The organism is Janthinobacterium kochi, assembly GCF_051380715.1.
Lineage (GTDB): Bacteria > Pseudomonadota > Gammaproteobacteria > Burkholderiales > Burkholderiaceae_D > Janthinobacterium.
Map to the genome: position 1 here is coordinate 65,699 of NZ_JBNYXO010000002.1, position 12,491 is coordinate 78,189.

General features: G+C 63.7%; 10 protein-coding genes. 8 read left to right on the forward strand and 2 right to left on the reverse strand.

Translation table 11 applies throughout. The features are described 5' to 3' along the window. The first annotated feature begins 136 nt into the window (after positions 1–136). From groES to ACQ4WL_RS04720, 3 genes are all read left to right on the forward strand, one after another. Complete coding sequence (gene groES / locus ACQ4WL_RS04710) at positions 137–427, forward strand: co-chaperone GroES (protein ID WP_010400979.1); 291 nt, start codon at positions 137–139, stop codon at positions 425–427. Between the two features lie 50 nt (positions 428–477). Further along, entirely contained in the window at positions 478–2,127 is a 1,650-nt protein-coding gene (gene groL, locus ACQ4WL_RS04715) for a chaperonin GroEL (protein WP_010400981.1), read from the forward strand. 192 nt (positions 2,128–2,319) lie between these two features. After that, on the forward strand, positions 2,320–2,826 hold the full coding sequence (locus ACQ4WL_RS04720; RefSeq protein ID WP_436508415.1) for a hypothetical protein: 507 nt from the start codon (positions 2,320–2,322) through the stop codon (positions 2,824–2,826). A gap of 6 nt (positions 2,827–2,832) precedes the next feature. Here the strand turns inward: ACQ4WL_RS04720 and ACQ4WL_RS04725 are convergent, their stop codons facing one another. Further along, entirely contained in the window at positions 2,833–4,095 is a 1,263-nt protein-coding gene (locus ACQ4WL_RS04725) for an MFS transporter (protein WP_436508417.1), read from the reverse strand. 74 nt (positions 4,096–4,169) lie between these two features. Here ACQ4WL_RS04725 and ACQ4WL_RS04730 point away from each other — a divergent pair, with 74 nt between their 5' ends. Continuing rightward, positions 4,170–4,793 carry a GNAT family N-acetyltransferase gene (locus ACQ4WL_RS04730; protein ID WP_436508418.1) on the forward strand — a complete coding sequence of 208 codons (624 nt, stop codon included), beginning with the start codon at positions 4,170–4,172 and terminating at the stop codon, positions 4,791–4,793. Positions 4,794–4,875: 82 nt separating this feature from the next. Continuing rightward, a complete protein-coding gene (locus ACQ4WL_RS04735) occupies positions 4,876–6,450 on the forward strand; it encodes a POT-type proton-dependent oligopeptide transporter (protein ID WP_436508419.1) in 1,575 nt (524 codons plus the stop codon). A 50-nt stretch (positions 6,451–6,500) separates the two neighbouring features. Here the strand turns inward: ACQ4WL_RS04735 and ACQ4WL_RS04740 are convergent, their stop codons facing one another. Then, positions 6,501–8,144, reverse strand: coding sequence for an alpha-D-glucose phosphate-specific phosphoglucomutase (locus ACQ4WL_RS04740; protein ID WP_436508420.1), 1,644 nt, complete (start codon positions 8,142–8,144; stop codon positions 6,501–6,503). A 216-nt stretch (positions 8,145–8,360) separates the two neighbouring features. Here ACQ4WL_RS04740 and ACQ4WL_RS04745 point away from each other — a divergent pair, with 216 nt between their 5' ends. From ACQ4WL_RS04745 to ACQ4WL_RS04755, 3 genes are all read left to right on the forward strand, one after another. Continuing rightward, positions 8,361–8,798, forward strand: coding sequence for a sigma-70 family RNA polymerase sigma factor (locus tag ACQ4WL_RS04745; RefSeq protein WP_436508422.1), 438 nt, complete (start codon positions 8,361–8,363; stop codon positions 8,796–8,798). After that, a complete protein-coding gene (locus tag ACQ4WL_RS04750) occupies positions 8,798–9,889 on the forward strand; it encodes a FecR family protein (RefSeq protein ID WP_436508423.1) in 1,092 nt (363 codons plus the stop codon). Before ACQ4WL_RS04745 ends, ACQ4WL_RS04750 begins: the two co-directional genes overlap by 1 nt. A 91-nt stretch (positions 9,890–9,980) precedes the next feature. Next, positions 9,981–12,377, forward strand: a complete 2,397-nt coding sequence (locus ACQ4WL_RS04755; RefSeq protein ID WP_436508425.1) for a TonB-dependent siderophore receptor — start codon at positions 9,981–9,983, stop codon at positions 12,375–12,377. Positions 12,378–12,491 lie beyond the last annotated feature (114 nt).

Here is a 12,491-nt window from a genome sequence, read left to right on the forward strand (position 1 = left end):
CAAGGACAGGATGCCATGGGGTTTGCTTGACCGTTGCGGGCTGCTTTCAACGGCGGTCACTGAAAGCACGTCTGGCGCTGTGCCGGACATGTATTCATTTAGCAACACTTATCCATTGAACTTTAAGGAGTTTTGTATGAATCTGCGCCCATTGAACGATCGCGTCATCGTCAAACGCCTCGACCAGGAAACCAAAACTGCGTCCGGCCTCATCATTCCTGATGCAGCTGCTGAAAAACCGGATCAAGGCGAAGTCCTTGCCGTAGGCAATGGCAAGATTCTCGACGACGGCAAAGTCCGTCCTCTGGATGTCAAAGTGGGCGACCGCGTCCTGTTCGGCAAGTACGCCGGCCAAACCGTCAAAGTTGACGGCGATGAGCTGCTGGTCATGCGCGAAGAAGACATCATGGCGATCGTCGTCAAGTAATTGTTTCCACGTTGTAGACAGATACATCCCGAAACTCAGGAGAATTGAACATGGCAGCTAAAGAAGTAGTATTCGGCGACGCAGCGCGCGCCAAGATGGTCGAAGGCGTCAATATCCTCGCCAACGCAGTCAAAGTAACGCTGGGCCCGAAAGGCCGCAACGTCGTACTGGAGCGCTCGTTCGGCGCCCCTACCGTCACCAAGGATGGTGTGTCGGTAGCGAAAGAAGTTGAACTCAAAGACAAGCTCATGAACATGGGCGCGCAAATGGTCAAGGAAGTTGCTTCCCGCACCAGCGACAACGCCGGCGACGGCACCACCACCGCCACCGTGCTGGCACAAGCCATCGTGCGCGAAGGCATGAAGTTCGTTGCCGCCGGCATGAACCCGATGGACCTGAAGCGCGGTATCGACAAAGCAGTTGCTGCGACCGTCGAAGAACTGGCGAAAATCGCCCGTCCTTGCACCACGACCAAAGAAATCGCCCAAGTTGGCGCGATCTCGGCGAACTCGGACTACTCGATCGGCGAGCGTATCGCTGAAGCGATGGAAAAAGTCGGCAAAGAAGGCGTCATCACCGTGGAAGACGGCAAGTCGCTGAACGACGAGCTGGACATCGTTGAAGGCATGCAGTTCGACCGCGGCTACCTGTCGCCATACTTCATCAACAACCCAGAGAAACAAGTTGCCGTCCTGGACAGCCCATTCGTCCTGCTGTGCGACAAGAAAATCTCGAATATCCGTGACCTGCTGCCGGTACTGGAACAAGTCGCAAAAGCTGGCCGTCCACTGCTGATCATCGCAGAAGACATCGAAGGCGAAGCTCTGGCGACCCTGGTTGTGAACAACATCCGCGGCATCCTGAAAACTTGCGCAGTGAAAGCACCTGGCTTCGGCGACCGCCGCAAAGCCATGCTGGAAGACATCGCTGTCCTGACCGGCGGCCAAGTGATCGCTGAAGAAGTCGGCCTGACCCTGGAAAAAGTGACCCTGGCCGAACTGGGCCAAGCGAAACGCATCGAAGTGGGCAAGGAAAACACCATCGTCATCGATGGCGCCGGCGAAGCTGCCTCGATCGAAGCACGCGTGAAACAAGTGCGTGTACAGATCGAAGAAGCGACCTCCGACTACGACCGTGAAAAACTGCAAGAGCGCGTAGCCAAACTGGCTGGCGGCGTTGCCGTGATCAAGGTTGGCGCAGCCACCGAAGTCGAAATGAAAGAGAAAAAAGCCCGCGTTGAAGATGCACTGCACGCTACCCGCGCTGCCGTGGAAGAAGGCATCGTTCCTGGCGGTGGCGTAGCCCTGCTGCGTGCACGCGCCAACATCACGGTCAAGGGCGACAATCCTGATCAAGATGCCGGTATCAAGATCGTTCTGCGCGCAATGGAAGAGCCACTGCGCATGATCGTGCAAAACGCTGGCGAAGAAGCTTCGGTCGTCGTGGCAGCCGTACTGGCTGGCACGGGCAACTACGGCTACAACGCTGCCAACGGCACGTATGGCGACATGGTGGAAATGGGCGTTCTGGACCCAGCCAAAGTGACCCGTTCGGCGCTGCAAAACGCCGCTTCGATCGCTTCGCTGATGCTGACAACCGACTGCATGGTCTGCGAAATCGCTGACGACAAAGCAGGCGGCGGCATGGGCGGCGGCATGGGTGGCATGGGCGGCATGGGCGGCATGGACGGCATGATGTAACCCCGGCATCCCCGCGCCGACGGCGCGCGGGATGCCTATGCAGGGTCAGGACAGGCAGAGCAAAAGCTGCCTGCCCTGCCCGGCAGCCACGAGAGCTATCTTCTACGGAAGGTAGCTCTTTTTTTCGCCTATTGATTGGACAAACCCGTTTGGCAAGCCCGGCGATTGCCGGCCTGCGCATTTTGCTTTAGCATGGCCGCCATCGTCCTTCTTTCTCATGCCACCATCATGTCGCCACGCGCCTCTTCATCCAAAACCACCATCATCGCCGGCATCCTGGCCGGCTTGCTGGCCGCCGGGCTAGTCGCTTTTTACCTGCACCAGCAGTCCGCGCCGCACGCTGGCAATACCCCCGCCGCGAGCAGCCCGGCGCAAGAGCAGAACGCGCGCGCCGTCGATGCGCTGATGGCTTTGCCGGAAATCAAGGCATGGTCGGCGCATATCGAAAAGGCTACCGGCGGCCGCGCGCACGGCGCCGTGATGGAAACGTCGCCGGAAACGCGCCTGGTCGATGGCGTCGCCTGCTATCAGCTGAGCTTTTTCGAAAACACGCCGGACGCGGCCCACCGCTGGGAAAGCTTTGTCGTGTCGCCCGATGGCAAGCGCATCCTCGTCGACGACATCGTCACAGGCGACCTGCTGAGTCTGGAACAATGGCGCAAGGACAACGCGCCCATGCAGCGCATCGCCACCCAGTAATTGCCCCTACGCCGGCGCCCCTTGCGGCGCCGCGCCGCGCACACGCGCCACCCACCACACCGTCCACAGAGACAAGCCCGCCGCCAGCCAGCCATTCCAGCCATAGCCGCTGATATGCCCGGCCGCGTCTGTCTGCAGGTTCAAGCCGCCCAGCCAGGCGCCCAGGCCGCTGCCCAGGCTTTGCAGGGCCGAATTGGCACTCAGAAACGCACCGCGCTTGTGCGGTTCCGGTATCGTCGTCAAGAGCGCCTGCAGCGGTATCGTGCGCCCCGAGACGAGGGCCATAAAAAAGGGAAACGCCAGCATCAGCCCCAGCAACGGTAGCTGGGGCAAGTGCGTCATGAACAGCAGCGGCGCGATCGACAACAGGGCTACCCAGCGATACACCTGCTGCTTGCCGGACCGGTCCGCCCAGCGGCCGATCAGGCGCGCCGTGAAGATCGTGGCGCAGCCGCCCGCCAGATACACCCAGGTGACGTCGGCCGGCGCCAGCCCCATATTGCCCACCAGCACGGGCGAAATGAAGGGAATCACCAGCATGCCCGCCGTCATATTGACAATAGACAAGGCAAACGCTTCCAGGTGGCGCCGCTCCCGGAACAGCGCCAGCAGCTTCGGCAGCACCTGGCGCAGCGGCGTGGGGGCCGCGCCCAAGTGCGCCTTCAGCGAGGGCAGCACGCGCGCCGCACCCAGCCAGACCAGCAGCGACAGCACGACCAGCAGGAAAAACGGCGAGGCCCAGCCAAAGTGCGCGGCCAGCACCACGCCGATGGGCACGCCACCCACGGCCGCCATGGCAAACGAGGTCATGACGACGCCGGTGGCCGCGCCGCGCCGCTCGGCGGGAATCACGTCGCCGATGATGGCCATGACGATGGCACCCAGCACGCCGCCCGTCAGCCCCGCAAAGGCGCGCGACCACAGCAGCACATGAAAATTCGGCGCCAGCGCGCAAGCCAGATTCGAGACGGTAAACAGGAAAAACATGGTCAAGAGCAGCTTCTTGCGGTCGAAGCAGTCGATATACGTGGCCGCCAGCAAGCCGGACACGCCCGCGCACCAGGCATACGCCGAGACGGCGCCGGAAACGGCGGCCGGGCCAATACCGAATGCCTGCATCAGCTGGGGCGCCAGCGGCATCATCACCATAAAATCCATGATGACGGTAAATTGCGTCAGCGCAAGCAGCCACAGCATCGCGCGTTCGCGCGCCGGGGTCAGAGCCGCGCCAGCGGACATATCAGGGGAAGGGTTCGGTACAGGTCTCATGCGGCAGATCTTAAGGATGGCGGCGGTGGACGGCAAGGTTTACTTTCTGGCATCGAAGCGCGATACTCGCCCACATGCCCGCCACCTCTGCCCGCCCCCTGATACCAGACGACGCCAGCGCCTACCGCGCGCTGCGCCTGGCCGGCATCGCCGAACTGCCCGCCGCCTTCTGCACCACGCACACAGCGGAAAGCGGCTTGCCGCTGGCACAGATCGCCCAGCGCTTGCGCGCCACCTCACACCAAATAATATTTGGCGCTTTCAACGAAGAACAATTGATCGCCATTGCCGGCCTGCGCCGCGAACCGATCGCCGTCGTGCATGACAAGGCCAGCCTGTGGGGCGTGTATGTGGCGCCGCAGGCGCGTGGACGCGGCACGGGGCGGCAGCTGGTGCAGGCCGCCATCGACCATGCCTGCGCCATTCCCGAGCTGGCCCGCGTTCGCCTGGCCGTGGCGCAGGACAACCACGCGGCATTGACCCTGTACCTGGGCTGCGGCTTTACCCTGGCAGATGGCCCCGCATCGGATGGCATGCTGCAACTGCAACTGTTGCTGCCTCGCCCCGCTCGTGCCAGTGCCAGTGCCAGTGCCAGTGCCAGTGCCAGTGCCAGTGCCAGTGCCAGTGCAAGTGCAAGCGCAAGTGCCGAAAGTAATGTCTTTATGAAAATCAATACCTTACAAATCCCTGCGAAATAGCGCAGAGGCCGTTTTTTCTGTTGCAAGCAAACGCGGCAGGCCTTAGCATCGCGGCTTACAAAAAAAACTTGGGGGAGAGCCAATGTCATCGGCCGAGACACAAACCGCCACGGGCAAGATGCCCCGGCAAATACCGTACATCATCGCCAACGAAGGCTGCGAACGCTTCAGCTTTTATGGCATGCGCAACATCCTGACGCCATTCCTCATCAGCACCTTGCTGCTGATGATCCCGATCGACCAGCGCACGGGCGAAGCCAAGCACGTCTTCCATACCTTCGTCATCGGCGTGTACTTCTTCCCGCTGCTAGGCGGCTGGCTGGCCGACCGCTTCTTTGGCAAGTACAACACCATCTTCTGGCTCAGCCTTGTGTATTGCGCCGGCCATGCCTGCCTGGCCCTGTTTGAAAACAGCGTCAACGGCTTCTATTTCGGCCTGTTCCTGATCGCCTTCGGTTCCGGCGGCATCAAGCCGCTGGTGGCCTCGTTTGTCGGCGACCAGTTCGACCAGACCAACAAGCACAAGGCCAAGCTGGTGTTCGACCTGTTCTACTGGATCATCAACTTCGGCTCCTTCTTCGCCTCGCTGCTGATGCCGATGTTCCTGCGCGACTTCGGTCCCTCGATCGCCTTCGGCATCCCCGGCCTGATGATGCTGGCCGCCACCGTCGTCTTCTGGATGGGCGCCAAGAAGTACGTGCACGTGCCACCGGCGCCGCCGAACCCCGATTCGTTCACCCGCGTCGCCCGCACGGCCCTGCTGGCGCGCGTCGATGGCGGTTCGCGTCCCGGCCTGTATGTCGCCTACGTCGGCGTGGTCGGCACCCTGTATGCGTTCTACAGCATTCCCGAATGGGGCTTCGTGATTTCAGCGTGTACGGCGCTGGTATTGCTGCTGGCCTTCGGCAGCATCGGCACGGCCATGCAGCTGGAACGCGCGCGCGGCATCCACCCCGACGAAGCCGTCGAAGGCGTGCGCGCCGTGTTGCGCATCCTCGTCATCTTCGCCCTCGTCACGCCCTTCTTCTCGCTGTTCGACCAGAAGGCCTCGACCTGGATCGTGCAGGCGAACACCATGGAAAAACCAAGCTGGTTCCTGCCGGCGCAGATGCAGGCGCTGAACCCGATGCTGGTGATGCTGCTGATCCCGTTCAACAACCTGGTGCTGTACCCGATGCTGAACCGCTTCGGCCTGGAAGCGACGGCCCTGCGCCGCATGACGGCCGGTATCGGCTTTTCTTCGCTGGCATGGATCGTCATCGGCCTCTTGCAGCTGGCCCTCGACAGCGGCAACGCCGTCTCCATCATGTGGCAGATCCTGCCGTACGCCTTGCTGACGTTCGGCGAAGTGCTGGTCTCGGCGACAGGACTGGAGTTTGCGTACAGCCAGGCGCCCGTCTCGATGAAAGGCGCCATCATGAGCTTCTGGAATCTGTCGACCACGGTGGGCAACCTGTGGGTGCTGATCGTCAACCGCAGCGTCATGAACGAAGGCGTGATCGGCAAGATCGCCGAAAGCGGCATCAGCGTGACGGCCTTCCAGATGTTCTTCTTCGCCGCCTTTGCCGCCGTCGCCATGCTGGCCTTCGGCCTGTATGCAAGGCGCTACAAGATGGTCGACAACTACCGCCAGGCCGTGGTGCCGGGCAAGGCATGATGCCGGTTTGATCTGCCGCAATGAAGAAGGGCGCCCTCGGGCGCCCTTTTTTACGTCGTCACCGTGGGCGCGTCGCGCCCCGTGCGTGCACGGATCTGCGCCAGTTGCTCGGCCACGGCGATCAGCCCCGCCAGCGCTTCCTGCGTCGGGATGGCGTGCCGGGACGGATCGGCTTCGTAGCGTTCCAGGTACAGGCGCAGGGTGGCGCCCTCGGTGCCCGTGCCGGACAGGCGCAGCACGATACGCGCGCCATCCGTCATGATGATGCGGATACCCTGCTGCGTCGCCACGGAGCCGTCGACCGGGTCCGTGTAGCTGAAATCGTCGGCCAGCGCCACCGTGTAGCCATTGACTGCCTGGCCCGGCAAGGCGGCCAGCTGGCCGCGCACGGCGTCCATCAGCTGCTGCGCACCGGCGCTGTCGATGTCTTCGTAATCATGGCGCGAGTAGTAATTGCGGCCATACGTGGCCCAGTGCGCACGCACGATCTCTTCCACCGATTGTTTTTTCTCTGCCAGCAAGTTGAGCCAGAACAGCACGGCCCACAGGCCATCCTTTTCGCGCACGTGGTTCGAACCCGTGCCGTAGCTTTCCTCGCCGCACAAGGTGGCCATGCCGGCGTCGAGCAGGGTGCCAAAGAATTTCCAGCCCGTCGGCGTCTCGTAGCACGGGATACCCAGCGCGGCAGCGACCCGGTCGGCCGCACCCGATGTGGGCATGGAGCGGGCGATACCCTTCAAGCCCCCACGGTAGCCGGGCGCCACAGTGGCGTTGGCGGCCAGGATGGCCAGGCTGTCCGAGGGCGTCACGTCGAAGCGGCGGCCGACGATCATGTTGCGGTCGCCGTCGCCATCCGAGGCGGCGCCAAAATCAGGAGCCGCATCGTCACCATCTCCGGCGGCCATGATGGCAATCAATTCCTGCGCGTTGACGGGATTCGGGTCCGGATGGCCGCCGCCGAAGTCTTCCAGGGGTACGCCATTGATGACGCTGCCTTTCGGCGCGCCCAGCATGCCTTCCAGGATGGCCGTCGCATACGGGCCGGAAACGGCGTGCATGCCGTCAAAGCAGATGCGCAAGCCGCCCGCGAACAGGGCGCGGATGGCGTCGAAGTCGAACAGCTGCTGCATCAGTTCCGCGTAATCGAGTACCGGATCGATCACTTCGACCGTCATCTGCTCGATGCGCGTCAATCCCGGCGTATCGAGGTCGATGTCGGCTGCGTCGCTGATGCGGTATTCGGTGATGGTTTGCGTGCGCGCAAACATGGCTTCGGTGACCTTTTCCGGCGCCGGGCCGCCACTGGCGATGTTGTATTTGATACCGAAATCGCCATCGGGGCCGCCCGGATTATGGCTGGCCGACAGGATGAGGCCGCCGCTGGCGCCATGCTTGCGGATGACGCAGCTGACAGCCGGCGTCGACAAAATGCCGCCCTGCCCCAGCAGCACGCGCGCGTAGCCGTGCGCGGCCGCCATGCGCAGCACCGTCTGGATGGCCGCGCGGTTGTAGTAACGCCCGTCGCCACCCAGCACCAGCGTCTGGCCATGGCAGTCGCCGAGCGTGTCGAACACGCTTTGCACGAAGTTTTCCAGGTATTGCGGTGCGCTGAAGACCGCCACCTTCTTGCGCAAGCCCGAGGTGCCGGGCCGCTGGCCAGCCACCGGCGCCGTATTGATAATTTGAATAGCCATCTTGCCTCCTTATTAACTTCCCATGTTAACCGATGCTGGCTGCGGGGCAAAGCGTTGTACGCCTGCCACGGTGCGGCAAACCGCTTAGCGCGACATCCCGGCATGCAATATAATGAGAATCATTCTCATATGCGGCATTCCTGGCTGCGGACTCATACATCGGACGCCGTGGTTGCACGCTATTACCAAGAACTGTTGAACTTTTGCTGGCGCAGCTTGCGCAACCGCGAAGCCGCTGCCGACCTGGTGCAGGAAAGCTACGCGCGCGTGCTGGGCGAAGCGGCCGTGCGCGAACCGCGCGCGCTGCTGTACCACACGACGCGCAACCTGCTGATCGACCAGCACCGGCGCGCCGCCTTGCGCCAGCACGAGGAACTCGATGCCCTGCCGGAGGCTGCGCATCCGGCCGCACCGCGCCATTTGCAGCCGGAAGAGGCGCTGGAAAGCAGCCAGGGCTGGCAAGCCTGCGTGGCCGCCATCGACGCCCTGCCGCCCCGCTGCCGCGACGCCTTCGTGCTGCACGTCTTCGAGGAATTGCCGCACGCGCAGATCGCCGCGCGCATGGGCATTTCCGTGAGCATGGTGGAAAAACATATCGCGCGCGGCATGCTCAGTTGCCAGGCACAGTTGCGTTCTCTGCGGGAAGCCACATAATGGCGTCCATGACCGCCCACCCGCCACGCCACGATTTCGGCCCGTCCGCGCAAGACGAGGCGGACTTGCGCGAGTACGCCGACTTTGCCGCCACGCAAGATGGCGTGGCGCTGGCGGCCGCCACCTGGTTCAGCCGGCGCGGCAACCTTGATGCGCAGCAACAGGCCGACTTTGCCACCTGGCTGGCGGCCGATGCGCAGCACGCGCACGCGTATGCCCAGTTGCAAGACACCTACCGCGCCGCGCGCCGGATTCCCGCGCAGGTGGCCGCCCGCTGGGCAGCGCCAGCGCCATCCCCCCGCCGCCCGCCTCTGCGCTCCGTGCGCGTGCTGCCGTATGCGGCCGCCGCCATGCTGCTACTGAGCGTGGGCGCGGGCGGCTACCAGTGGTGGCAGCAACCCACGTTCAGCCAGGCGTATGCCACCATGCGCGGCCAGCGCCTGGCCGTTGCCCTGCCCGACGGCAGCAAGGTAGAACTCGATACGGCCACGCAGTTGCACGTCACCCTGTACCGCCAGCGCCGCGAAGTGCGTCTGGCGCACGGCGAAGCGCTGTTCCGGGTGCAAGCGAAGCAGGGCCAGCCCTTTGACGTGCTCAGCGGTCCTTTGACAGTGACGGTGGTGGGCACGCAGTTTTCCGTACGCAACACCGTGGCCCACGACGGCCAGTTGCGCGTGGCCGTGCAGCATGGCCAGGTGCGCGTGGCGGGCGCGCGGCAAGATCTGGTCGATCTGCGGGCCGGCCAGGGTGTCAGTAGCGATGCCGGCGGCCGCCTGTCTGAAGTCGCCAGCCTGGCCCCAGGCAGCGTGGCGCCCTGGCGCGACGGCCGTGTCACCTTCGACAACGTGCCGCTGGGCGCGGCGCTGGCCGAATTCGAGCGCTATGGCGACACGGGCCTGGCCGTGCGCGATCCCGCCGTGGCCAGGCTGCGCATCGGCGGCAGTTTCAGCCTGACCCAGCTCGACCACTTCGCCGCTGCCTTGCCGCAGCTGCTGCCCGTGCAGCTCGTGCGCAGCGGCGGTGCCAGCGAGATCCGCATGGCGGCAAAAATGCCGGCGCAAGCCCCTGCGATGCAGCGGCCCGAAAAATAAATGCAAATAGTTCGCATTCGCAGGTGAGGATTTGGCGCACTGCCGCGTCTACCAAGTTAATCGACAACAAATTAACCTGGAGAAATGCAACATGTGGTCCCCCCGCCTCAATCTGACACCCGCTCCCCTCGCCCTGGCCGCCATGCTGTCCCTGGGCAGCATCCCCCTGGCACAGGCGCAAACGGCGCCCACCGTCAAACTGGCCATCGCCGCCCAGCCGCTGGGACAAGCGCTGAATGAACTGGCGCGGCAAGCCAATCTGCAACTGCTGTTCGCCCCCGAGCTGGTGGCCGGCAAGACGGCGCCCGCCGTCAGCGGCACGCTGAGCGTGGCCGCCAGCCTGGAACGCCTGCTGGCCGGCAGCGGCCTGGCCGCTGCCATCGACGGCAACAGCGTCATCATCCGCCCGGCGCCCGCCGCCACGGGCAAGGTGGCGACCCTGGCGGAAATCACCGTCAGCGCGCGCCAGGAGGCGACGACTGATACCGAGCTGACCAAGTCGTATGCGGCGCAGGCGGTGAGTATCGGCAAGGGCCGGCAAAGCCTGCGTGAGATTCCGCAGTCCGTCTCCGTGCTGACGCGCCAGCAATTGAACGACCAGAATTTGCTGAGCCTGGACGACGCCATGCGCGGCGTGACGGGCATCACCGTCGAAGCGAGCAGCACGGGTGGCAACCACGGCAATTTTTACTCGCGCGGCTATGCGCTCGATGCGGTGCAGGTCGATGGCGTGATGACGCCGGCCAGCACGGGCAATGACCTGTCGGCCGGCTTCGGCCTGGCCATCTATGACCGCGTGGAAGTACTGCGCGGCCCGGCCGGCCTGTTCCAGGGCGCGGGCGACCCGGGCGGCACCATCAACCTGGTGCGCAAGCGGGCGCGCGACACCTTCGCCGCCAGCGGCGTGCTCAGCGCGGGTTCCTGGGACCGCTACTATGCGGAAGCGGACGTGACGGGCCCCCTGAGCGCGGACGGCAAGGTGCGCGGCCGCCTGGTGGCAGCCTATGAACACCGGCGCTCCTTCGTCGACCACGTGTATGCGGAAAAACCGCTGCTGTACGGTACCGTTGCCGTCGACCTGGCGCCGGGCACCGTGCTGACGGGCGGCCTCACCTGGCAAGAATACAAGGGCCGTCCCGCCTTCGGCCTGCCCGCGTATGAAGACGGGCGCCTGCTCGACGTGCCCCGCTCCACCTACCTGGACCCGGCCTGGAACCACATCACGGAAAAGGTCACGGAATATTTTGCCGAGCTCGACCATAAACTGGACAACGGCGGCCAGTTCAAGGTGACCGCCCTGTACCGCGAGCAGGATGAGCCATCGCGCAATTTCGGCTGGCCCGACTGCTCGGCAGACCCTGTCACGGGCGACAGCTGCCTGATCAGCTGGAACTACCGCAGCCACTGGAAGACGCAGGGCATGGACGCTTACCTGGCCACGCCGTTCCAGGCCTTTGGCCGCAGCCACGACCTGATCGTGGGCGCCGACTACCGCCAGGTGCACAAGCATTTCCAGTATGGCGGCGGCGACAATGCGCCGATCAACATCTTCCATCCGGATAACAATATCGCCCGGCCCAGCTATATCTTTTCCAACGGCAATGACAACCGCACGAAGCAGTTCGGCCTGTACGCGCGCACCCGCCTGCAAGCGACGGACCGGCTGGCCGTCAACCTGGGCGGGCGCCTGACGCACTGGGACAACCATACCGTCAACCGCAACGCATACTTCAACCAGTTCACCGATGTCAGCAACACCATCAATGCGAAATTCACGCCGTATGCGGGCCTGGTCTACGAGCTCGACAAGCAGGTGTCGGCCTACGGCAGCTACACGCGCATCTTCTCGCCCCAGAGCACCACGGACGCTGCCGGCCAAACCCTGAAACCGCGCACGGGCCAGCAATTCGAACTGGGACTGAAGGCGGAGCTGTTCGACAAGAACGTCAACGCGCATGCGGCCCTGTTCCGCATGGAAGATGAAAATCGCGTCATGCCCGACCCGGCCAACCCGCTGTTTTCCATCGGCGCCGGCAAGATGCGCAGCCAGGGCCTGGAAGCCGAGCTGAGCGGCAGCCCCCTGCCGGGCTGGAACATCACGAGCGGCTATTCCTACACCAGCACGCGCACCCTCGAAGGCAGCGGCGACCAGAAGGCCCAGCTGTACACCTTCATCGCGCCGCGCCACAATTTCAATGTGTGGACCAATTACCGGCTGGCCGGCGCGCTCGACAAGATCAGCGTGGGCGGCGGCTTGCGCAGCGTCAGCAGCATGTACCGCCTGAACGGCCCCGTGAAATTCGAGCAGGGGCCCGTCACCACGGTGGGCTTGCAGGCAGGCTACCGCCTCAGTCCCAAGCTGGAGCTGTCGCTGACGGTGAACAACCTGTTCGACAAGAAATACTACACGCGCGTGTGGGCCGCCTACGGTTCCAACTTCTACGGCGAACCACGCAATGCCATGCTGACACTGCGCGGCCAACTGTAACGCTTGCCCCCTAGGACGGCCGCCGCCAGCAATGGGGCGGCCGTTCTCGTTTACAACATCGCACTCTTGCATGTCTCGCAACCTCACACTATAATAAGAATAGTTCTCATTCAC

What these genes read in the sequence shown, in the direction of transcription:
- groES (WP_010400979.1), top strand. Translation starts at nt 137, where the DNA reads ATGAATCTGCGCCCATTGAACGATCGCGTCATCGTCAAACGCCTCGAC.
- groL (WP_010400981.1), top strand. Translation starts at nt 478, where the DNA reads ATGGCAGCTAAAGAAGTAGTATTCGGCGACGCAGCGCGCGCCAAGATG.
- ACQ4WL_RS04720 (WP_436508415.1), top strand. Translation starts at nt 2,320, where the DNA reads ATGGCCGCCATCGTCCTTCTTTCTCATGCCACCATCATGTCGCCACGC.
- ACQ4WL_RS04725 (WP_436508417.1), bottom strand. Translation starts at nt 4,095, where the DNA reads ATGAGACCTGTACCGAACCCTTCCCCTGATATGTCCGCTGGCGCGGCT.
- ACQ4WL_RS04730 (WP_436508418.1), top strand. Translation starts at nt 4,170, where the DNA reads ATGCCCGCCACCTCTGCCCGCCCCCTGATACCAGACGACGCCAGCGCC.
- ACQ4WL_RS04735 (WP_436508419.1), top strand. Translation starts at nt 4,876, where the DNA reads ATGTCATCGGCCGAGACACAAACCGCCACGGGCAAGATGCCCCGGCAA.
- ACQ4WL_RS04740 (WP_436508420.1), bottom strand. Translation starts at nt 8,144, where the DNA reads ATGGCTATTCAAATTATCAATACGGCGCCGGTGGCTGGCCAGCGGCCC.
- ACQ4WL_RS04750 (WP_436508423.1), top strand. Translation starts at nt 8,798, where the DNA reads ATGGCGTCCATGACCGCCCACCCGCCACGCCACGATTTCGGCCCGTCC.
- ACQ4WL_RS04755 (WP_436508425.1), top strand. Translation starts at nt 9,981, where the DNA reads ATGTGGTCCCCCCGCCTCAATCTGACACCCGCTCCCCTCGCCCTGGCC.